This is a genomic window from Pseudomonas sp. UTLPPB19802, from assembly GCF_059730225.1.
This window is the reverse complement of the sequence record NZ_AP048545.1, coordinates 3,206,312-3,227,287: the sequence shown is the minus strand read 5'-3', so window position 1 is coordinate 3,227,287 and position 20,976 is coordinate 3,206,312. Positions and strand designations below refer to the sequence as shown.

General features: G+C 60.8%; 18 protein-coding genes. 15 read left to right on the top strand and 3 right to left on the bottom strand.

Annotated features, from left to right (window positions below):
* Window positions 1-106 precede the first annotated feature (106 nt).
* Both AC6I6U_RS14495 and infA read left to right on the top strand, forming a co-directional pair.
* Entirely contained in the window at window positions 107-814 is a 708-nt protein-coding gene (locus AC6I6U_RS14495; RefSeq protein ID WP_497882591.1) for an arginyltransferase, read from the top strand.
* A gap of 180 nt (window positions 815-994) precedes the next feature.
* Window positions 995-1,213, top strand: coding sequence for a translation initiation factor IF-1 (infA, locus tag AC6I6U_RS14490; protein ID WP_002553999.1), 219 nt, complete (start codon window positions 995-997; stop codon window positions 1,211-1,213).
* 273 nt (window positions 1,214-1,486) lie between these two features.
* Here infA and clpA read toward each other — a convergent pair whose 3' ends face one another.
* Complete coding sequence (clpA, locus tag AC6I6U_RS14485) at window positions 1,487-3,757, bottom strand: ATP-dependent Clp protease ATP-binding subunit ClpA (RefSeq protein ID WP_497882590.1); 2,271 nt, start codon at window positions 3,755-3,757, stop codon at window positions 1,487-1,489.
* Between the two features lie 28 nt (window positions 3,758-3,785).
* Complete coding sequence (clpS, locus tag AC6I6U_RS14480; RefSeq protein ID WP_497882589.1) at window positions 3,786-4,145, bottom strand: ATP-dependent Clp protease adapter ClpS; 360 nt, start codon at window positions 4,143-4,145, stop codon at window positions 3,786-3,788.
* Window positions 4,146-4,371: 226 nt separating this feature from the next.
* Between clpS and cspD the strand changes: the two genes are divergently transcribed.
* Window positions 4,372-4,641: a cold shock domain-containing protein CspD gene (gene cspD, locus AC6I6U_RS14475; RefSeq protein WP_497882588.1), complete on the top strand. Its 270-nt coding sequence runs from the start codon at window positions 4,372-4,374 to the stop codon at window positions 4,639-4,641.
* Window positions 4,642-4,719: 78 nt separating this feature from the next.
* Here cspD and icd read toward each other — a convergent pair whose 3' ends face one another.
* Window positions 4,720-5,976: an NADP-dependent isocitrate dehydrogenase gene (gene icd, locus AC6I6U_RS14470; protein WP_497882587.1), complete on the bottom strand. Its 1,257-nt coding sequence runs from the start codon at window positions 5,974-5,976 to the stop codon at window positions 4,720-4,722.
* Window positions 5,977-6,480: 504 nt separating this feature from the next.
* Here icd and AC6I6U_RS14465 point away from each other — a divergent pair.
* The 12 genes from AC6I6U_RS14465 (at window position 6,481) to nuoC (ending at window position 20,974) form a co-directional block, all read left to right on the top strand.
* Complete coding sequence (locus tag AC6I6U_RS14465) at window positions 6,481-8,706, top strand: NADP-dependent isocitrate dehydrogenase (protein WP_497882586.1); 2,226 nt, start codon at window positions 6,481-6,483, stop codon at window positions 8,704-8,706.
* A gap of 131 nt (window positions 8,707-8,837) precedes the next feature.
* Window positions 8,838-9,284 (top strand): NUDIX hydrolase, encoded by a 447-nt coding sequence (locus AC6I6U_RS14460; RefSeq protein ID WP_497882585.1) that lies wholly within the window; start codon window positions 8,838-8,840, stop codon window positions 9,282-9,284.
* Window positions 9,285-9,344: 60 nt separating this feature from the next.
* Entirely contained in the window at window positions 9,345-10,475 is a 1,131-nt protein-coding gene (mnmA, locus tag AC6I6U_RS14455) for a tRNA 2-thiouridine(34) synthase MnmA (RefSeq protein WP_497882584.1), read from the top strand.
* Window positions 10,472-11,095: a high frequency lysogenization protein HflD gene (gene hflD / locus AC6I6U_RS14450; RefSeq protein ID WP_497882583.1), complete on the top strand. Its 624-nt coding sequence runs from the start codon at window positions 10,472-10,474 to the stop codon at window positions 11,093-11,095. The genes mnmA and hflD overlap by 4 nt, the downstream gene beginning before the upstream one ends.
* A 116-nt stretch (window positions 11,096-11,211) precedes the next feature.
* Entirely contained in the window at window positions 11,212-12,582 is a 1,371-nt protein-coding gene (gene purB, locus AC6I6U_RS14445) for an adenylosuccinate lyase (protein WP_497882582.1), read from the top strand.
* Between the two features lie 84 nt (window positions 12,583-12,666).
* A complete protein-coding gene (locus AC6I6U_RS14440; RefSeq protein WP_497882581.1) occupies window positions 12,667-13,833 on the top strand; it encodes a ribosomal protein uL16 3-hydroxylase in 1,167 nt (388 codons plus the stop codon).
* Entirely contained in the window at window positions 13,826-14,251 is a 426-nt protein-coding gene (locus tag AC6I6U_RS14435) for a GNAT family N-acetyltransferase (RefSeq protein WP_497882580.1), read from the top strand. The genes AC6I6U_RS14440 and AC6I6U_RS14435 overlap by 8 nt, the downstream gene beginning before the upstream one ends.
* A gap of 318 nt (window positions 14,252-14,569) precedes the next feature.
* On the top strand, window positions 14,570-15,331 hold the full coding sequence (locus tag AC6I6U_RS14430; RefSeq protein ID WP_497882579.1) for a secretin N-terminal domain-containing protein: 762 nt from the start codon (window positions 14,570-14,572) through the stop codon (window positions 15,329-15,331).
* 528 nt (window positions 15,332-15,859) lie between these two features.
* Window positions 15,860-17,185, top strand: coding sequence for an isocitrate lyase (gene aceA / locus AC6I6U_RS14425; RefSeq protein ID WP_497882578.1), 1,326 nt, complete (start codon window positions 15,860-15,862; stop codon window positions 17,183-17,185).
* 836 nt (window positions 17,186-18,021) lie between these two features.
* Window positions 18,022-18,435, top strand: coding sequence for an NADH-quinone oxidoreductase subunit A (locus AC6I6U_RS14420; RefSeq protein ID WP_497882577.1), 414 nt, complete (start codon window positions 18,022-18,024; stop codon window positions 18,433-18,435).
* Window positions 18,436-18,445: 10 nt separating this feature from the next.
* Entirely contained in the window at window positions 18,446-19,120 is a 675-nt protein-coding gene (locus AC6I6U_RS14415; RefSeq protein ID WP_010444608.1) for a NuoB/complex I 20 kDa subunit family protein, read from the top strand.
* A gap of 72 nt (window positions 19,121-19,192) precedes the next feature.
* Window positions 19,193-20,974, top strand: a complete 1,782-nt coding sequence (nuoC, locus tag AC6I6U_RS14410) for an NADH-quinone oxidoreductase subunit C/D (protein ID WP_497882576.1) — start codon at window positions 19,193-19,195, stop codon at window positions 20,972-20,974.
* Window positions 20,975-20,976 lie beyond the last annotated feature (2 nt).

The following is a 20,976-nucleotide window of genomic DNA, read 5'->3' as shown; positions in this document are numbered from 1 at the left end:
AAATCACACGATGATCAAGTAACCTTCATACAGCGCCTAGGCGTGTTTTCCCAGGCTGGCTTACACTTGATTCAATGCAATTCAAAGATTATCCCGAGGGTTGATCATGACCGAGCTGGCGCGTTTGAAGTTTTATGCCACTCAACCCCACTCTTGCAGCTATCTGCCCGAGGAGCAGGCGACCACGCTGTTCCTCGATCCTAGCCAGCCCATGGACGTGCATGTCTACGCAGACCTGTCGGAAATGGGTTTTCGTCGTAGTGGCGATCATCTCTACCGGCCTCATTGCCAGAACTGCAACGCCTGCGTGCCGGCGCGCATCCCTGCGGCGCAGTTCATGCCCAATCGCCAGCAGAAACGCATTCTCAAGCGCAACATGGACCTTGAGGTACGGGCGACCAAACCGCACTTCAGCGAAGAGTATTTCGAGCTGTACCGGCGCTACATCGAACTGCGCCACGCCGATGGCGACATGTACCCGCCCAGCCGGGACCAGTTCTCGACCTTCCTGGTGCGCGACCTGCCGTTCTCGCGCTTCTACGAATTTCGCCTGCAGGGCCGACTGGTGGCCGTGGCGGTAACCGACCTGCTGCCAAACGGCCTCTCGGCGGTGTACACTTTCTACGAGCCGGAGGAAGAACGGCGCAGCCTGGGACGTTATGCCATTCTCTGGCAGATCGGCGAAACCCTGCGCCTGGGCCTGGACGCCGTCTATCTGGGATACTGGATCAAGAACTGCAAGAAGATGAACTACAAGACCCAGTACCGACCAATCGAACTGCTGATCAATCAACGCTGGGTCACGCTCAACTGAGCCCTTCCTCGACCCGCAACACCTCTATTCCAGCGACAAAGCGCGCTGGAATCAGATAGTTATTTTCGCCGCAAGGCACTAACCACTTGGCGTGAAGGTGCTTTTTCGGGCACAATGCACGCCGCTTTTGCCTGGCGCAGTTGCACCGGGCCATTCACTGGACACCGAGGGCTTTACTGCATGTCGAAAGAAGACAGCTTCGAAATGGAAGGCACTGTCGTCGACACCCTGCCAAACACCATGTTTCGCGTGGAATTGGAAAATGGGCACGTCGTAACCGCGCACATCTCCGGCAAGATGCGCAAGAACTACATCCGTATTCTTACCGGTGACAAAGTGCGCGTCGAGCTGACGCCCTACGACTTGAGCAAAGGGCGCATCACCTACCGCGCTCGCTAATCAGGTCGATACAAGACGCCCGGCACTGCCGGGCGTTTTTGTTTGTGTGGATCGGGATAGTGGCCAACCCTTGAAACCAATGTCGATGCCACTGGCGTCTTCGCGGGCAAGCCCGGCTCCTACAGTCATCGTCGTGCCCGCACTCGCGTACGGCACATTCCTGTAGGAGCCGGACTTGTCCGCGAAGAGGCCGACACAAGCAACACCCGACAAACACCCAACACAAACGAAAATGCCCGGCATCGCCGGGCATTTTTGTATCACTGCCTTACCTCAAGCCATTTCAGCCGTGGTCTCGAAATCGAAGGTCAGCTCGCCATCCTTGATGTCGATGTGTACCACACCGCCGTGCTCGGACAACTCGCCAAACAGGATCTCCTCGGCCAGCGGACGCTTGATCTTGTCCTGGATCAGGCGCGCCATTGGACGTGCACCCATGGCCGAATCGTAACCGCCCTCGGCCAGCCAACTGCGGGCCGCATCGGTGACTTCCAGCTGTACGCGCTTGTCTTCCAGCTGCGCCTGCAGTTCGGTGAGGAACTTGTCCACCACGCTCTTGATCACCTCGTGACTGAGGCGACCGAACTGGATGATGGTGTCCAGGCGGTTGCGGAACTCCGGCGTGAAGCTCTTCTTGATCACTTCCATGGCATCGGAAGAGTGGTCCTGATGCGTGAAGCCAATCGACGCCCGCGCTGCGGTTTCGGCACCGGCGTTGGTGGTCATGATCAGGATCACGTTGCGGAAGTCGGCCTTGCGCCCGTTGTTGTCGGTCAGGGTACCGTGGTCCATGACCTGCAGCAGCAGGTTGAAGACTTCCGGGTGAGCCTTCTCGATTTCATCGAGCAGCAGGACGCAGTGCGGCTGCTTGGTGATGGCCTCGGTCAGCAGGCCGCCCTGGTCGAAACCGACATAACCCGGAGGCGCACCGATCAGGCGCGACACGGTATGGCGCTCCATGTATTCGGACATGTCGAAACGCACCAGCTCGATACCCATCGCCTTGGCCAACTGCCGTGCCGCTTCGGTCTTGCCGACACCGGTGGGACCAGCGAACAGGAACGAACCGACCGGCTTGTCCGGCGACTTCAGCCCGGCGCGGGACAGCTTGATGGCAGTCGACAGCGAGTCGATGGCCGCATCCTGGCCGAACACGGTGAGCTTGAGGTCACGCTCGAGGTTACGCAGCAGCTCCTTGTCGGAACTGGTGACGTGTTTCGGCGGAATTCGCGCGATTTTCGCAACGATGTCCTCGACCTGCGGCACGTCGATACGCTTGACGCGCTTGTCGGCCGGCTGCAGGCGCTGGAAGGCACCCGCCTCGTCAATGACATCGATGGCCTTGTCCGGCATATGCCGGTCATTGATGTAGCGCGAGGCCAATTCGGCCGCCGCACGCAACGCTTCATCGCTGTATTCGATGTTGTGATGCTGCTCGAAACGCCCCTTCAGGCCGCGCAGGATACCAATGGTGTCCTCGACCGACGGCTCGGTCACGTCGACCTTCTGGAAGCGCCGGGCCAAGGCCCGATCCTTCTCGAAAATACCGCGGAATTCCTGGAAGGTGGTCGAGCCGATGCAACGGATATCACCCGACGACAGCAGCGGCTTGAGCAGGTTGGAGGCATCCATGACACCACCGGACGCGGCACCGGCGCCAATGATGGTGTGGATCTCGTCGATGAACAGGATCGCCTGCGGACGCTTCTTCAGCTCGCCGAGCAGCGCCTTGAAGCGCTTCTCGAAGTCGCCACGGTACTTGGTACCGGCCAACAGGGCACCCAGGTCGAGGGAGTAGACCACGCTGCTGGCCAGCAGGTCCGGCACCTGGTTGTCGACGATGCGCTTGGCCAGGCCTTCGGCGATGGCGGTCTTGCCGACACCCGCCTCACCCACCAGCAACGGGTTGTTCTTGCGCCGACGCGCGAGGATCTGGGCCACGCGCTCGACTTCCTGCTCGCGCCCGACCAGCGGATCGATACGCCCCTGGCGGGCCAGCTCGTTGAGGTTGCTGGCATACGCGTCCAGCGGGTTGCCTGAAGATGAAGACTCACCACCCTCTTCGTCCTGCATTTCCTGCTCGCCCTCGGAATGATCGCCATGCCCCGGCACCTTGGAGATGCCATGGGCGATGTAGTTGACGACATCGATACGCGCAACGCTTTGCTGCTTGAGCAGGAACACCGCCTGGCTCTCCTGCTCGCTGAAGATCGCGACGAGCACGTTGGCCCCGGTCACTTCACGCTTGCCGGAGCTCTGCACATGGAACACCGCGCGCTGCAGGACGCGCTGGAAACCCAGGGTCGGCTGCGTTTCACGGTCTTCGTCATGCACGGGGATCAGGGGTGTGGTGGAGTCGATGAACTCCTGCAGATCATGCTTGAGTTTGTCGAGGTTCGCACCGCAAGCCCGTAGAACGGTAGCGGCGGCCTCGTTATCCAAAAGGGCCAGCAGGAGATGCTCGACGGTCATGAATTCATGACGCTTCGAACGGGCCTCCTTGAAGGCAAGATTGAGGGTGACTTCGAGCTCGCGGTTTAACATAGTTCACCTCATACCCAACTGGTCGGCGTTAACCGTCCTTCTCGATTTCACAGAGTAGCGGATGCTGGCTTTCCCTGGCGTACTGGTTGACCTGCATGGCCTTGGTCTCGGCGATGTCGCGGGTAAACACTCCACATACTGCCCGTCCTTCAGTGTGAACCGCCAGCATGACCTTGGTGGCCAGCTCCCGATTCAAGTTAAAAAACACCTCGAGCACTTCGACGACGAAATCCATCGGTGTGTAGTCATCGTTGAACAAAACCACCTTGTACATCGGTGGCGCCTGCAGCGCTGGCTTCGCCTCCTGCATGGCAACGCCCGAATCGTCGTCGTGGAACTCCGGGCGGTCCTGATTGAATGTTAGTCGAATCTGGCTGATTGCATGCATGGAAAGAAAGGTTCGTCAGTTGAGCAGTTACAGTGATGGGGACGATTCGGCACATTTCAATACTGACCAGGAGGTCACCTTGACTATCGGCGAATCGGTGTTACAACCAATAGAGACCAGATTGGGTAATAAAGGTCCATATCGTCAACCATTTTTCTGGTTCACGCAGTGCAGGATGAACTGGATGATACTCCAGTGATGGGGTCGTTCGCAGAGGGATATGAGCATGCCGAGCGGTAAGGTCAAGTGGTTCAACAACGCCAAGGGCTATGGTTTCGTCCTGGAAGAAGGCAAGGATGAAGACTTGTTTGCCCACTTTTCAGCCATCCAGATGGACGGCTACAAAACTCTCAAGGCTGGCCAGGCAGTAAGCTTCGAGATCATCCAGGGCCCCAAAGGTCTGCATGCGGTCAATATACAGAGCGCTGCCGTAGTGACCCCAACCGACGAAAAAGCATTGGCTTCCAAGACCAAGGTGCGCAACGTCAGCGCCTGATTCGAATCCTTGGAATGTCCAGGCAAGAAAACGCCCGGTTCAATCACTTGAGCCGGGCGTTTTTTATTGCCGATCCCTCTACATGTGCGCGATCAATGCATCACCGAAGCCGGACGACGACACCAGCTTGGCACCGTCCATGAGGCGCTCGAAGTCGTAGGTCACGGTCTTGGCACCGATGGCGCCATTGGTGCCCTTGATGATCAGGTCGGCCGCCTCGGTCCAGCCCAGGTGGCGCAGCATCATTTCCGCGGACAGGATCAGCGAGCCAGGGTTGACCTGGTCCTTGCCGGCGTACTTCGGCGCGGTACCGTGGGTCGCCTCGAACATCGCCACGGTGTCGGACAGGTTGGCGCCCGGCGCGATACCGATGCCGCCCACCTCGGCCGCCAGGGCGTCGGACAGGTAGTCACCATTCAGGTTGAGGGTGGCGATCACGTCGTACTCGGCCGGGCGCAGCAGGATCTGCTGGAGCATGGCATCGGCAATGGCGTCCTTGACTACCACGTTGCGGCCGGTCCTGGGGTTCTTGAACTGCATCCAGGGGCCGCCATCGAGCAGGGTCGCGCCGAATTCCTCGGCCGCCACTTCATAGGCCCACTCTTTGAAGGCACCCTCGGTGAACTTCATGATGTTGCCCTTGTGGACGATGGTCAGCGACTTGCGATCGTTGTCGACCACGTATTGCAGGGCCTTGCGCGCCAGGCGCTTGGTGCCCTCCTTCGACACCGGCTTGACGCCGATACCGCAATCCTGGTCGAAACGGATCTTGGTCACACCCATTTCTTCCTTGAGGAATTTGATGACCTTGTTCGCCTCCGGCGAGCCGGCCTTCCACTCGATCCCGGCATAGATGTCCTCGGAGTTCTCGCGAAAGATCGTCATGTCGACATCGCCTGGTTTTTTCACCGGGCTCGGCACGCCTTCGAACCAGCGCACCGGACGCAGGCAGACATATAGGTCGAGCTGTTGGCGCAGGGCCACGTTGAGGGAGCGGATACCACCACCCACCGGCGTGGTCAGCGGGCCCTTGATGGACACCACGTAGTCCTTGACCGCATCCAGGGTTTCCTGGGGCAGCCAGGTGTCCTGGTCGTAGACTTGAGTAGCCTTTTCGCCGGCATAGACTTCCATCCATGAGATCTTGCGCTTGCCGCCGTAAGCCTTTTCGACAGCAGCATCGACGACCTTGATCATCACCGGGCTGATATCGACGCCAATCCCGTCACCCTCGATGAAAGGGATGATCGGGTGATCAGGAACATTGAGAGAGTGGTCTGCATTGACGGTGATTTTGTCACCGACGGCTGGAACCTGAATCTTCTTGTATCCCATGTTGTACTCCATCTATGGATTGAACATCTGGCTGCGTTCGAGCGTACCCCAGTTAAATGTAGACGGAAACCTCGCCCCCACCCATTTACCCTGAAAAGCGCTTACTTCGCGGCGTACAAGCTTGAAATCAAAGGTAAAAGCGCCAATCTCCAGCACGACATGCGGCGTATCGCCACCCTTTCGGGTGCGACCTTTAGACCAATGGACGAAAAGAGTTCGGCATGAACCCTCGGCGTTTTGCCAGCAACCTATGTATACTCGCGCCGCTGACCACAGGGTCACGCTGGCCGATGCCTCTGTTACAGGATATGTAGCCAGGCACTGGCGCCCAAAGCCGGGCCGCTACCGTAGCCCGACCGCTTGACGCTCGACTGATGCACCCAACATCACCGCGAAGAAACTTCGATTTTCGGCTCATGGACGATTTTGAACGAACGCGCTTATCCGGCGCACCTCGAGTTAGTTTCTGCGCATGCTTTAGCAAAGAAGAGAGTTAATCCGAATATGCCCACCCGCTCGAAGATCATCTACACCTTCACCGACGAAGCTCCTGCCCTCGCCACCTATTCACTGTTGCCTATCGTAGAGGCCTTCACCGCTTCGGCTGATATCGCCGTGGAAACCCGCGACATCTCCCTGGCCGGACGCATTCTCGCCAGCTTCCCCGAGCAGCTGGGCGCCAAAGCAGTGCCGGACCACCTCGCCGAGCTGGGCGAACTGGCCATCACCCCTGAAGCCAACATCATCAAGCTGCCGAACATCAGCGCCTCGGTACCGCAACTGCAGGCCGCGATCAAGGAACTGCAGGCCCAGGGCTTCAACGTTCCGGACTACCCGGAAACCGTGACCAACGACGCCGAGAAAGACGCTCGCGCCCACTACGACAAGGTCAAGGGCAGCGCCGTGAACCCGGTTCTGCGCGAAGGCAACTCCGACCGCCGCGCGCCGCTGTCGGTCAAGAACTACGCTCGCAAGCACCCGCACAAGATGGGCGCCTGGGCCGCCGACTCCAAGTCCCACGTTGCCCACATGAGCAACGGCGACTTCTACGGCAGCGAGAAGGCTGCACTGATCGAGGCTGCTGGCACCGTCAAGATCGAACTGATCGCCCAGGACGGCAGCACCAGCGTCCTGAAAGAGAAAACCAACGTCCAGGCTGGCGAAATCCTCGACTGCGCCGTATTGAGCAAGAACGCCCTGCGCAGCTTCATCGCCGCTGAAATCGAAGCCGCCAAGAACGAAGGCGTACTGCTGTCGGTTCACCTGAAAGCGACCATGATGAAGGTCTCCGACCCGATCATGTTCGGCCAGATCGTTGCCGAGTACTACAAGGACGCCCTGGCCAAGAATGCCGAAGTTCTGGAACAGATCGGCTTCAACCTGAACAACGGTATCGGCGACCTGTACACCCGTATCAAGACCCTGCCAGCCGAGCAGCAGGCACAGATCGAAGCGGACATCCAGGCGGTCTACGCCGTTCGCCCAGCCCTGGCCATGGTCAACTCCGACAAGGGCATCACCAACCTGCACGTGCCGAGCGACGTCATCGTCGACGCCTCGATGCCAGCCATGATCCGCGACTCCGGCAAGATGTGGGGCACCGACGGTCAACTGCACGACACCAAGGCCGTGATCCCGGATCGCTGCTACGCCACCATCTACCAGGCGGTCATCGAAGACTGCAAGGCCAACGGCGCCTTCGACCCAACCACCATGGGCAGCGTGCCGAACGTCGGCCTGATGGCGAAGAAAGCCGAAGAATACGGTTCCCACGACAAGACCTTCCAGATCCAGGCCAATGGCGTGGTTCGCGTGACCGACAGCACCGGTCGCACCCTGCTGGAACAGAACGTCGAAGCCGGCGACATCTTCCGCATGTGCCAGACCAAGGACGCGCCGATCCAGGATTGGGTCAAACTGGCCGTCAACCGCGCTCGCGCCAGCAGCACGCCAGCGATCTTCTGGCTCGACCCACTGCGCGCCCACGACGGCGTGGTGATCGAGAAGGTCCAGGCCTACCTGAAGGACCACGACACCAATGGCCTGGACATCCAGATCATGTCGCCGGTCGACGCGATGAAGACCACCCTGGCCCGCACCCGCGCCGGCAAGGACACCATCTCGGTGACCGGTAACGTGCTGCGCGACTACCTGACCGACCTGTTCCCGATCATGGAACTGGGCACCAGCGCCAAGATGCTGTCGATCGTCCCGCTGATGAATGGCGGCGGCCTGTTCGAAACCGGCGCGGGTGGTTCGGCGCCGAAGCACGTTCAGCAACTGCTGGAAGAAAACTTCCTGCGCTGGGACTCCCTGGGTGAGTTCCTGGCCCTGGCCGCTTCCCTGGAGCACCTGGGCGTGAACTACAACAACCCGAAAGCACTGGTACTGTCCAAGACCCTGGACCAGGCTACCGGCCAGTTCCTCGACAACAACAAGTCGCCATCGCGCAAAGTCGGCAACATCGACAACCGCGGCAGCCACTTCTACCTGGCGCTGTACTGGGCTCAAGCCCTGGCCGCCCAGACCGAGGACGCTGCACTGCAGGCCCAGTTTGCTCCACTGGCAAAAACCCTGACCGAGAACGAGGCAAAAATCGTTGCCGAGCTCAACGCCGTACAGGGCAAGCCGGTCGACATCGGCGGCTACTACCACGCCAGCGCCGAGCTGATCAGCCAGGCCATGCGTCCGAGCACGACCCTGAACGCGGCTATCGCTGCGCTGGTGTAAGCTCTCCGGCAGTACCACAAGCCCCGGCCCCGTGCCGGGGTTTGTGTTTGCACAAAGGCAAAATAAACCGCCCCCTGCAGGAGCCGGGCTTGTCGGGGCGGCGTTTCCACATTCGAGGAGAAGCTCACTCTATGGAATGGCAACCCCACATCACCGTCGCCACCGTCATCGAGGACCAGGGCCGCTTCCTGTTCGTCGAGGAATTGCAGGACGGCCAGGCCGTGTTCAACCAGCCGGCCGGCCACCTCGACCCAAACGAAAGCCTGATCGAGGCCGCCCTGCGCGAAACCCTGGAAGAAACCGGCTGGGACGTCGAACTCAGTGGCGTGATCGGCATCTACCTGTACACCGCCCCGAGCAACGGCGTGACCTACCAGCGCGTATGCTTCGCTGGCAAACCGCTACGCCATCGACCCGACTACCAGTTGGACCACGGTATTATCAGCCCGCGCTGGCTGACCCGCGACGAATTGCTGGCCCTGCGCCCGCAATGGCGTAGCGAGCTGATCATCCGCTGTGTCGACGATTATCTCGCCGGCCCCCTGCACAGTCTCGAACTGATCCGCCCTTCCCTTTAGCCTTGCGGGCGCGGGCCTGTTAGAATCGCGTCCTTTTTCGAAGACACTCATTGAATCCCTATGCGTGATCCAGCTGCCACCGCCCCAGAAAACCTGCGCGTCATCGTCGGCATGTCCGGCGGCGTGGACTCTTCCGTTTCCGCAGTCCTGCTCATGGAGCAGGGTTACCAGGTGGAAGGCCTGTTCATGAAGAACTGGGAGGAAGACGACGGTACGGAGTACTGCACCGCCATGGACGACCTGGCGGACGCCCAGGCCGTGTGCGACAAGATCGGTATCAAGCTGCACACCGCCAACTTCGCCGCCGAATACTGGGACAACGTGTTCGAACACTTCCTGGCCGAGTACAAGGCCGGACGCACGCCGAACCCGGACATCCTCTGCAACCGCGAAATCAAGTTCAAGGCGTTCCTCGACTACGCCCTGAGCCTGGGTGCCGACCTGATCGCCACCGGCCACTACGTGCGCCGCCGCGATATCGATGGCCGCACCGAGCTGCTCAAGGGCCTGGACCCGAACAAGGACCAGAGCTATTTCCTGCACGCCGTTGGCGGCGAGCAGATCGCCAAGACCCTGTTCCCGGTCGGCGAACTGGAAAAGCCGGAAGTCCGTGCCATCGCCGAGAAACACGGCCTGGCCACCGCGAAGAAAAAGGATTCCACCGGTATCTGCTTCATCGGCGAACGGCGCTTCAGCGACTTCCTCAAGCAATACCTGCCAGCCCAGCCCGGCGAGATCAAGACCACCGACGGCGAAGTCATCGGTCGCCACCACGGCTTGATGTACCACACCATCGGCCAGCGCCAGGGCCTCGGGATCGGCGGCCTGAAGGACGCCGGCGACGAGCCGTGGTACGTGCTGCGCAAGGACCTGGAGCACAACGAGCTGATCGTCGGCCAGGGCAACGAACACCCCTGGCTGTTCTCCAGCGCCCTGCTCGCCTCGGAAATCTACTGGGTCAACCCGATCGACCTGAGCAGCCCGCGCCAACTGACGGCGAAAGTCCGCTACCGCCAGGGCGACCAGCACTGCACCCTGGAAAAGACCGCCAATGGTTACCGCGCGGTGTTCGACGAGCCTCAGCGCGCCGTTACCCCGGGCCAGTCCGTGGTGTTCTACGACGGCGAAATCTGCCTGGGCGGCGGTGTCATCGAGGTAGCCGAGCCCGCAATGGGCGGAGCGCGCCCATGAGCCCGACCCAGGAGCAATTGACCGCCCTGGGCGGCGTGTTTCTCGCCGCGGTACTGGTGGACCGGATCGCCAAGACCGGCCAGTCCAGCGAAGCCGGGGTCAGCTGCATGCTCGGCAGCCTGCTGATCCGCGACCCCAAGGACACCCTGGAAGTCTATGGCGGTGACGACATCAACCTGCGCGACGGCTATCGCGCCCTGATCGGTGCCCTCGAGCGCGACCCCAGCGTGCTGCAACGCGAGCCGCTGCGCTACGCGTTATCGATGCTCGGCCTGGAACGCCAATTGGCCAAGCGCGAGGACATGCTGGAAACCATCGGCAAACGCCTGCCGCAGATCCAGTCGCAAGTCGAACATTTCGGTCCGGCCCACGAAAACGTGGTGGCGGCCTGCGGTGCGCTGTACCAGGACACCCTCAGCACCCTGCGCCAGCGCATCCAGGTGCATGGCGACATGCGCAACCTGCAGCAGCCGAGCAATGCCTCGAAAATTCGCGCCCTGCTGCTGGCGGGCATCCGTTCGGCGCGCCTGTGGCGCCAACTGGGTGGCCATCGCTGGCAGCTGGTGATCAGCCGCCGCAAGCTGCTCAAGGAACTCTATCCGTTGATGCGTAGCGCCTGAGGCCATCAACGGAGCTTTAAAAAGCGCGATACGCCGGTCAGTTCGCAACGGACCGGCGGATTTTTTCATGTATGATACGCGCCCCATTTCGTTGCCTGACTGTCCGAGAACACCCCATGCAGCTCTCTTCGCTCACTGCGGTTTCCCCTGTTGACGGCCGCTACGCCGGCAAAACCCAGGCCCTGCGCCCTATTTTCAGTGAGTACGGCCTGATCCGTGCCCGCGCCCTGGTGGAAGTCCGCTGGCTCCAGCGCCTGGCCGCCCACCCGGCGATCACCGAAGTCCCGGCGTTTTCCGCCGAAGCCAACGCCGTGCTCAACACCCTGGCCGAAGATTTCGCCCTGGAGCACGCCGAGCGCGTCAAAGAGATCGAGCGCACCACCAACCACGACGTCAAGGCCATCGAATACCTGCTCAAGGAGCAGGCCGCCAAGCTGCCTGAACTGGCTGCCGTCAGCGAATTCATTCACTTCGCCTGCACCAGCGAGGACATCAACAACCTGTCCCACGCCCTGATGCTGCGCGAAGGCCGCGACGACGTGCTGCTGCCGCTGATGCGACAGATCGCCGAATCGATCCGCGAGCTGGCCCACCGCTTCGCCGCCGTGCCGATGTTGTCGCGCACCCACGGCCAGCCGGCTTCGCCGACTACCCTGGGCAAGGAACTGGCAAACGTCGTCTACCGCCTGGAGCGCCAGATCGCCCAAGTGGCCGCCGTGCCGCTGCTGGGCAAGATCAACGGTGCCGTGGGCAACTACAACGCCCACCTGTCGGCCTACTCGCAAGTGGACTGGGAAGCCAACGCCCGCGCCTTCATCGAAGACGAGCTGGGCCTGGTGTTCAACCCCTACACCACCCAGATCGAACCGCACGACTACATTGCCGAGCTGTTCGACGCGATCGCCCGCTTCAACACCATCCTGATCGACTTCGACCGTGATGTCTGGGGCTACATCTCCCTGGGCTACTTCAAGCAGAAGACCGTCGCTGGCGAAATCGGCTCCTCGACCATGCCGCACAAGGTCAACCCGATCGACTTCGAGAACTCCGAAGGCAACCTGGGCATCGCCAACGCGCTGTTCCAGCACCTGGCGAGCAAGCTGCCGATCTCCCGCTGGCAGCGTGACCTGACCGACTCCACCGTACTGCGCAACCTCGGTGTCGGCTTCGCCCACAGCGTGATCGCCTACGAAGCCAGCCTCAAGGGCATCGGCAAGCTGGAGATCAACGAACAGAAAATCGCTGCCGACCTGGACGCCTGCTGGGAAGTCCTGGCCGAGCCGATCCAGACCGTCATGCGTCGCTACAACATCGAGAACCCGTACGAAAAACTGAAAGAACTGACCCGCGGCAAGGGCATCAGCCCTGAAGCACTGCAGACTTTCATCGACGGCCTCGACATGCCTGCCGACGCCAAGGCCGAGCTGAAACAGCTGACCCCGGCCAACTACATCGGCAACGCCGTGGCCCAGGCCCAGCGTATCTGATCGTACGGCACCCGCTCTGAGCGCCCGGCTGAGCCGGGCGTTTTTATTCCAGTCTGAAAAATACGTTTTTTCAATAGGTTACACATGAATCCTGATACTCCTCTGCAACTTCTGGGTGGAATCACCGCCCGGGAATTCCTGCGCGACTACTGGCAAAAGAAACCCCTGCTGATCCGCCAGGCGATCCCGGACTTCGAAAGCCCGATCGATGCCGACGAACTGGCCGGCCTCGCCCTGGAAGAAGAAGTCGAATCGCGCGTGATCATCGAGCACGGCGAGCGTCCGTGGGAGCTGCGTCGCGGCCCGTTCTCCGAAGATTCCTTCAGCCAACTGCCGGAGCGTGAGTGGACCCTGCTGGTGCAGGCGGTCGACCAGTTCGTGCCGGAAGTCGCCGAGCTGCTGGAAAACTTCCGCTTCCTGCCAAGCTGGCGGATCGACGACGTGATGATCAGCTTCGCCGCCCCAGGTGGCAGCGTGGGTCCGCACTTCGACAACTACGACGTATTCCTGCTGCAAGGCAAGGGCAAGCGTCACTGGAAGATCGGCCAGATGTGCGACTCTGACAGCGCCCTGCTGGAGCACGCCGACCTGCGCATTCTTGCCGACTTCGAGGAAACCGACGGCTGGGTACTGGAACCGGGCGACATGCTCTACCTGCCGCCACGCCTGGCCCACTGCGGCGTCGCCATCGACGACTGCATGACCTACTCGGTCGGCTTCCGTGCGCCAAGCGCCGCTGAAGTACTGACTCACTTCACCGACTTCCTCAGCCAGTTCCTGCCGGACGAGGATCGCTACACCGACGCCGACGCCCAACCGGCCGCCGACCCGCACCAGATCCAGCACGACGCCCTCGACCGCCTCAAGAGCCTGCTCGCCGAGCACATGAGCGACGAACGCCTACTGCTGACCTGGTTCGGCCAGTTCATGACCGAGCCACGCTACCCTGAGCTGGTGGTCGGCCCGGAGCTGGAAGAAGAAGACCTGCTCGCCGGCCTGCAGCACGGTGCCATACTGATCCGTAACCCGAGCGCACGCCTGGCCTGGTCGGAAGTCGATGACGACCTGCTGCTGTTCGCCAGCGGCCAGAGCCGCTACCTGCCGGGCAAGCTGCGCGAGTTGCTGAAAATGATCTGCGCGGCCGAAGCCCTGCACATCGACAACCTCGGCCCGTGGCTCGACGACGAGGACGGACGCGGCCTGCTGTGCGAGCTAGTCAAACAAGGAAGCGTAGGATTTGCCGATGAATAGAATTCACGTACGTGTCGCGGACTGGCAAAAGGATAACGCCGAGATTCGGCGCATTCGTGAGTCGGTGTTCATTGCCGAACAAGCTGTACCCCCGGAGCTGGAGTGGGACGCGGAAGACGCTGGTGCCGTGCATTTTCTGGCACACGAAGGCGACTTTCCGATCGGCACCGCCCGCCTGCTGCCCGACGGGCAGATCGGTCGGGTTTCGGTGCTGCGTGACTGGCGCGGCCTGAAGGTCGGCGACGCCCTGCTGCAGGCAGCGATCGACGAAGCCGAGAAGCGCGGCCTCAAGCAGCAGATGCTCAGTGCCCAGGTGCAGGCCACGGCGTTCTACGAACGGCATGGCTTCAGCATCGTCAGCGAGGAATTTCTCGAAGCGGGAATTCCCCACGTCGACATGGTGCGCGGCGCGGCCTGAGATGGGCCTGCAGGTTTCTGTGGCGAGCGGGCTTGCCCGCGTTGGACTGCGCAGCAGCCCTAAAGCCTGAGTACCTGGCACGTCAGCTGGACCGAGGCGGATGGTTTGGGGGCTGCCTTGCAGCCCAACGCGGGCAAACCCGCTCGCCACAAAGGGTCCGCCCACCAGACAGGCACGGCCTGCCCCACCGGCAAAACGCCCCGATGACGGGGCGTTTTGCTGTCTGCCATTCAATTTGCCTCCCCCACCGCCGAGAAACTGTCAAACTCAATGCATCACACTCGATGTATCGCCCAGTCATACGCGGAGATAACGGACATGTCCCTACGCACCCTCTTCACCGGCCTGCTGCTGGCCTGCGCCTTCAGCGTCCAAGCGGCTACCGAAATCATTCCCCTGAACTACCGCACCAGCAGCGATCTGCTGCCGGTCGCACAGAACTTTCTCGGCCCGGATGGTAAGGTCAGCGCCTACCAGAACCAACTGATCGTCAATGCCGAACCGCGCAAGATCGGCGAACTGCGTGAGTTCATCGGGCAACTGGACAAACCGGCCCGACGCTTGCTGATCAGCGTCGACACCAGTGAAAACAACGACCAGGGCGCCCAGGGTTACTCGATCAACGGCCAGGGCCAGACCCGCATCATCAGCCGCAGCACCGACAGCCGCGATGGCGGCATCCAGCAGGTGCAGGCCAGCGAAGGTACGCCAGCGCTGATCCAGGTTGGCCAGAGCGTGCCGATGACCAGCAGCACCGGCCAGCTCGACGCCTACGGCCGCCCACAAACCCAGACCCAATATCGCAACGTCACCCAGGGCTTCTACGTCACCGCCAGCGTCACCGGAAACACCGTTCACCTGGCTATCAGTACCAACCGTGACCGGATGAGCCAGGAACGTCAGGATGTAGTGAACGTCCAAAGTACCGACACAACCGTCAGCGGACCGCTCGGCGAATGGATCACCCTGGCCGGCGTCAATGGCCAGAGCCAGGCCGACCGCCAGGCGCTAACCCGCAGCTACTCTACCTCTAGCCGTAATGACATGACCTTGCGGGTGAAAGTCGACAGCTTGGACTAAAGCACCAAAAACTGACTGACTAGTCGTATCAGACCAAATATGTAGTGCCTTGAAAAAAGCACTACAAAACGTTTGACGTGCCCAGAAACCGAAGGCATGATGGCCTCGCTCCCGCTAATCAGGGGCCCTGGCAAGGGCCTTCGGATCGCCGCTCTAACCCACCCACCTGAGCCGATTCGTGTCTGTACCGCCCACAAGGCGTGTTTGACGAGATTGCGACTGGAACGAAGTTGTCCCGAGGGACGGAAGCGTAATCAGGTAGAACGGCAATAACCCCGAAGCCAGCATCAGGCCCACGACGCCTCGCTGCGCCCCAGGGATCGCCCTCGCCTCGCTCGTCTCCCCCTTGAGCCTATCGTTCACCCGTCGCATTTCCCGCCAGACCCGACTCGACCGCCTAAGCTTCTGGTCAGCGCGCAGCCTCTGCCCAGGCCCTTCCAGGCCAGGTATGCAGTGGAGCAAGGAACTTTCCACAAGAGATCCCTCCAGGATCGACTTTTGACAGAAGACGCGACGAGGTTTATGTCCATGGCACTGACACGCGAACAGCAAATTGCAGCCCTTGAAAAAGACTGGGCTGAGAACCCGCGCTGGAAAGGCGTGACTCGCACCTACACCGCTGCTGACGTAGTTCGTCTGCGTGGCTCGATCCAGCCTGAGCACACCCTGGCCCGCCTGGGTGCAGAGAAGCTCTGGAAGCTGGTCACCCAGGGTGCCAAGCCGTCCTTCCGTCCGGATAAAGATTTCGTCAACTGCATGGGCGCCCTGACCGGTGGCCAGGCTGTGCAACAGGTAAAAGCCGGTATCCAGGCGATCTACCTATCGGGTTGGCAAGTGGCCGCGGACAACAACTCCGCCGAATCCATGTACCCCGACCAGTCGCTGTACCCTGTCGACTCCGTGCCGACCGTGGTCAAGCGCATCAACAACTCGTTCCGCCGCGCCGACCAGATCCAGTGGAAGGCGGGCAAGAACCCGGGCGACGAAGGCTACATCGACTACTTCGCGCCGATCGTGGCTGACGCCGAAGCCGGTTTCGGCGGCGTGCTGAACGCCTACGAGCTGATGAAGAACATGATCGAAGCAGGCGCCGCCGGCGTGCACTTCGAAGACCAACTGGCCTCGGTGAAGAAATGCGGCCACATGGGTGGCAAGGTACTGGTGCCGACCCAGGAAGCCGTCCAGAAGCTGGTCGCTGCGCGCCTGGCAGCTGACGTCGCCGGCGTACCGACCATCATCCTGGCCCGTACCGACGCCAACGCCGCTGACCTGCTGACTTCCGACTGCGACCCGTACGACCAGCCGTTCGTCACCGGCACCCGTACCCCGGAAGGTTTCTACAAGGTTCGCGCCGGCCTCGACCAGGCCATCGCCCGCGGCCTGGCCTACGCGCCGTATGCCGACCTGATCTGGTGCGAAACCGCCAAGCCGGACCTGGACGAAGCACGCCGCTTCGCCGAAGCGATCAAGAAGGAATACCCGGACCAACTGCTGTCGTACAACTGCTCGCCTTCCTTCAACTGGAAGAAGAACCTGGACGACGCGACCATCGCCAAGTTCCAGCGCGAGCTGTCGGCGATGGGCTACAAGCACCAGTTCATCACCCTGGCCGGTATCCACAACATGTGGCACGGCATGTTCAACCTGGCGCACGACTACGCCCGCAACGACATGACCGCCTACGTGAAGCTGCAGGAGCAGGAGTTCGCCGACGCCGCCAAGGGCTACACCTTCGTGGCGCACCAGCAGGAAGTGGGCACCGGCTACTTCGACGACATGACCACCGTGATCCAGGGCGGCGCCTCCTCGGTGACCGCGCTGACCGGTTCGACCGAAGAAGAGCAGTTCCACTGAGTCACCCGAGCAAGCGGCCATTCCAGACCGTGTAAGACCTAACTGGAATGCCTGACAGACTGATGCCCCGACTGGTTCGGGGCATTTTTTTTGCCTGTAATGACTGCGTAATGCTGACGGGCCCCTTCGCGGGCAAGCCCGGCTCCTACAGGGGGGGGGCGCCGGCGGGAACTGCGTGCGACACGAACGGGCCATGGCAAAAGCACAGTATCCCCTTGTGGCGAGCAGGCTTGCCTGCGCTCGGCTGCACAGCAGCCGCAAAACCTGACAACCCGATGCACCTGGCACACCGCAGTGGTCAGGCTTGGGAGCGCTTTACGCTCCAGCGCGGGCAAGCCCGCTCGCCACAAGGCCACCTCACAACACGCTCAACTGTGACAATCCTCAAATCCAGCCCGCGAAGGGGCCGGAATGACCAACACAACGCCCAAACATTGACCTGGCGCACGCTTCGCTCACGACAAATCGATTAAAACGTCCGCCCTTCCCGCAACTTTCAACTAGTCTTCATATTGCAACTAGAAACAGCCGCGCTCATGCGAGCTGTTACAGCCAAATACAAACAATATTGATTATCATTTAGAAATAGCTTTATTCGTTACAGCCTGGATAAAACATAATTAACAAAAACCCGGCCAATGCCCGCAGTACAGGCCCTGCAGGCCCTCAAGAGGTCACTATGTCCTTATTCCAATAAATAATTTCGCCATAGAAAATTTACTTGCCTGGTGTTTACCCATAAAATCACCCGGATTGATGGCGCTGCGACATATCGTCACTGCCTTGTTACTTTTTTCAAGCTCAGAGAACCTGGCTCTCTGTTAAGGATTACCCGCATGACCGAAGCGACCGGACTCATGGCCCACAACTGGGGCTTTGCCATTTTCCTGCTCGGCGTCGTCGGCCTCTGTGCCTTCATGCTCGGTCTTTCCAGCCTCCTCGGGTCAAAAGCCTGGGGGCGCAGCAAGAACGAACCGTTCGAATCCGGCATGCTGCCCACCGGTAGCGCCCGACTGCGGCTCTCCGCCAAATTCTATCTGGTCGCGATGCTGTTCGTGATCTTCGATATCGAAGCCCTCTTTCTCTTTGCATGGTCTGTGTCCGTCCGCGAAAGCGGCTGGACCGGATTCGTCGAAGCTCTCGTTTTCATAGCAATTCTGTTGGCAGGTCTTGTCTACCTTTACCGGGTGGGGGCGCTTGATTGGGCTCCGGAAGCTCGTCACAAGAGGCAAGCGAAGCTGAAACAATGAGGCTTTGGCAATGCAATACAATCTCACCAGAATCGACCCGGACGCTCCTAACGAGCAATATCCGATTGGCCAGCGGGAAACCGTTGCCGATCCGTTAGAGGATCAAGTCCACAAGAACATTTTCATGGGCAAGCTGGAAGACGTGCTGAGTGGCGCGGTGAACTGGGGGCGCAAGAACTCCCTGTGGCCGTACAACTTCGGCTTGTCCTGCTGCTACGTGGAGATGACCACCGCCTTCACGGCGCCTCACGACATCGCACGCTTCGGCGCCGAAGTTATCCGGGCATCACCACGCCAGGCGGACTTCATGGTTATTGCCGGCACCTGCTTCGTCAAGATGGCGCCGATCATCCAGCGCCTGTACGAGCAGATGCTCGAACCGAAGTGGGTGATTTCCATGGGCTCGTGTGCCAACTCCGGTGGCATGTACGACATCTACTCCGTCGTTCAGGGGGTGGACAAGTTCCTGCCCGTGGACGTCTACGTGCCCGGCTGCCCGCCCCGCCCCGAGGCTTTCCTGCAAGGCTTGATGCTCTTGCAAGAGTCGATTGGCCAGGAGCGTCGCCCACTTTCCTGGGTCGTCGGTGATCAGGGCATTTACCGTGCCGAGATGCCGTCGCAAAAGGAACAGCGCCGCGAACAGCGTATCCAGGTGACCAACCTGCGCAGCCCCGACGAAGTCTGATCCAGTTCTGCTTCTTATAAAGAAACGTGTACCTGGCTTCATTCTTTAGTTGACCGAAAGCGATAAAAAACCATGACTACAGGCAGTGCTCTGTACATCCCGCCCTACAAGGCTGACGACCAGGATGTGGTCGTCGAACTGAATAACCGTTTTGGCGCCGAGGCCTTCACCGCCCAGGCCACCCGTACCGGCATGCCGGTACTGTGGGTGAGCCGCGCCCAACTCGTCGAAGTCCTGACCTTCCTGCGCAACCTGCCCAAGCCGTACGTCATGCTCTATGACCTGCACGGCGTGGACGAGCGTCTGCGTACCAAGCGCCAGGGCTTGCCGGCTGCCGATTTCAGCGTCTTCTATCACCTGCTCTCGATCGAGCGTAATAGTGACGTGATGATCAAGGTGGCCTTGTCCGAAAGCGACCTCAGCTTGCCAAGCGTCACCAGCATCTGGCCGAACGCCAACTGGAACGAACGCGAAGTCTGGGACATGTTCGGCATCGACTTCAAAGGCCACCCGCACCTGTCGCGCATCATGATGCCGCCGACCTGGGAAGGCCACCCGCTGCGCAAGGACTACCCTGCCCGCGCCACCGAGTTCGATCCCTACAGCCTGACCCTGGCCAAGCAGCAACTGGAAGAGGAAGCCGCGCGCTTCAATCCGGAAGACTGGGGCATGAAGCGCTCCGGTGCCAACGAGGACTACATGTTCCTCAACCTCGGCCCGAACCACCCGTCGGCCCACGGTGCCTTCCGTATCGTCCTGCAGCTGGACGGTGAAGAGATCGTCGACTGCGTACCGGACATCGGCTACCACCACCGTGGTGCCGAGAAGATGGCCGAGCGCCAGTCCTGGCACAGTTTCATCCCCTACACCGACCGTATCGACTACCTCGGCGGGGTGATGAACAACCTGCCGTACGTGCTTTCGGTGGAAAAACTGGCCGGCATCAAGGTGCCGGACCGGGTCGACACCATCCGCATCATGATGGCCGAGTTCTTCCGGATCACCAGCCACCTGCTGTTCCTGGGTACCTACATCCAGGACGTTGGCGCCATGACCCCGGTGTTCTTCACCTTCACCGACCGCCAGCGTGCCTACAAGGTGATCGAGGCCATCACCGGCTTCCGCCTGCACCCGGCCTGGTACCGCATCGGTGGTGTCGCTCACGACCTGCCACGCGGCTGGGACAAGCTGGTCAAGGAATTCGTCGACTGGCTGCCAAAGCGCCTGGACGAATACACCAAGGCCGCCCTGCAGAACAGTATTCTCAAGGGTCGTACCATCGGCGTCGCCGCCTACAACACCAAGGAAGCCCTGGAATGGGGCGTCACCGGTGCCGGCCTGCGTTCCACCGGTTGCGATTTCGACCTGCGCAAGGCCCGTCCGTACTCCGGCTACCAGAACTTCGAGTTCGAAGTGCCGCTGGCGGCCAACGGCGATGCCTATGACCGCTGCATGGTTCGCGTCGAAGAGATGCGCCAGAGCATCAGGATCATCGACCAGTGCCTGCGCAACATGCCGGAAGGCCCGTACAAGGCGGATCACCCGCTGACCACGCCGCCGCCCAAAGAGCGCACGCTGCAGCACATCGAAACCCTGATCACGCACTTCCTGCAGGTTTCGTGGGGCCCGGTCATGCCGGCCAACGAATCCTTCCAGATGATCGAAGCGACCAAGGGCATCAACAGTTATTACCTGACGAGCGATGGCGGCACCATGAGCTACCGCACCCGGATTCGTACGCCAAGCTACCCGCACCTGCAGCAGATCCCTTCGGTGATCCGCGGCAGCATGGTCGCGGACCTGATCGCGTACCTGGGTAGTATCGACTTCGTTATGGCCGACGTGGACCGCTAAGC

What these genes read in the sequence shown, in the direction of transcription:
- infA (WP_002553999.1), top strand. Translation starts at nt 995, where the DNA reads ATGTCGAAAGAAGACAGCTTCGAAATGGAAGGCACTGTCGTCGACACC.
- AC6I6U_RS14465 (WP_497882586.1), top strand. Translation starts at nt 6,481, where the DNA reads ATGCCCACCCGCTCGAAGATCATCTACACCTTCACCGACGAAGCTCCT.
- aceA (WP_497882578.1), top strand. Translation starts at nt 15,860, where the DNA reads ATGGCACTGACACGCGAACAGCAAATTGCAGCCCTTGAAAAAGACTGG.
- AC6I6U_RS14460 (WP_497882585.1), top strand. Translation starts at nt 8,838, where the DNA reads ATGGAATGGCAACCCCACATCACCGTCGCCACCGTCATCGAGGACCAG.
- purB (WP_497882582.1), top strand. Translation starts at nt 11,212, where the DNA reads ATGCAGCTCTCTTCGCTCACTGCGGTTTCCCCTGTTGACGGCCGCTAC.
- clpS (WP_497882589.1), bottom strand. Translation starts at nt 4,145, where the DNA reads ATGCATGCAATCAGCCAGATTCGACTAACATTCAATCAGGACCGCCCG.
- mnmA (WP_497882584.1), top strand. Translation starts at nt 9,345, where the DNA reads ATGCGTGATCCAGCTGCCACCGCCCCAGAAAACCTGCGCGTCATCGTC.
- hflD (WP_497882583.1), top strand. Translation starts at nt 10,472, where the DNA reads ATGAGCCCGACCCAGGAGCAATTGACCGCCCTGGGCGGCGTGTTTCTC.
- cspD (WP_497882588.1), top strand. Translation starts at nt 4,372, where the DNA reads ATGCCGAGCGGTAAGGTCAAGTGGTTCAACAACGCCAAGGGCTATGGT.
- AC6I6U_RS14435 (WP_497882580.1), top strand. Translation starts at nt 13,826, where the DNA reads ATGAATAGAATTCACGTACGTGTCGCGGACTGGCAAAAGGATAACGCC.
- nuoC (WP_497882576.1), top strand. Translation starts at nt 19,193, where the DNA reads ATGACTACAGGCAGTGCTCTGTACATCCCGCCCTACAAGGCTGACGAC.
- AC6I6U_RS14430 (WP_497882579.1), top strand. Translation starts at nt 14,570, where the DNA reads ATGTCCCTACGCACCCTCTTCACCGGCCTGCTGCTGGCCTGCGCCTTC.
- AC6I6U_RS14495 (WP_497882591.1), top strand. Translation starts at nt 107, where the DNA reads ATGACCGAGCTGGCGCGTTTGAAGTTTTATGCCACTCAACCCCACTCT.
- AC6I6U_RS14420 (WP_497882577.1), top strand. Translation starts at nt 18,022, where the DNA reads ATGACCGAAGCGACCGGACTCATGGCCCACAACTGGGGCTTTGCCATT.
- icd (WP_497882587.1), bottom strand. Translation starts at nt 5,976, where the DNA reads ATGGGATACAAGAAGATTCAGGTTCCAGCCGTCGGTGACAAAATCACC.
- clpA (WP_497882590.1), bottom strand. Translation starts at nt 3,757, where the DNA reads ATGTTAAACCGCGAGCTCGAAGTCACCCTCAATCTTGCCTTCAAGGAG.
- AC6I6U_RS14415 (WP_010444608.1), top strand. Translation starts at nt 18,446, where the DNA reads ATGCAATACAATCTCACCAGAATCGACCCGGACGCTCCTAACGAGCAA.
- AC6I6U_RS14440 (WP_497882581.1), top strand. Translation starts at nt 12,667, where the DNA reads ATGAATCCTGATACTCCTCTGCAACTTCTGGGTGGAATCACCGCCCGG.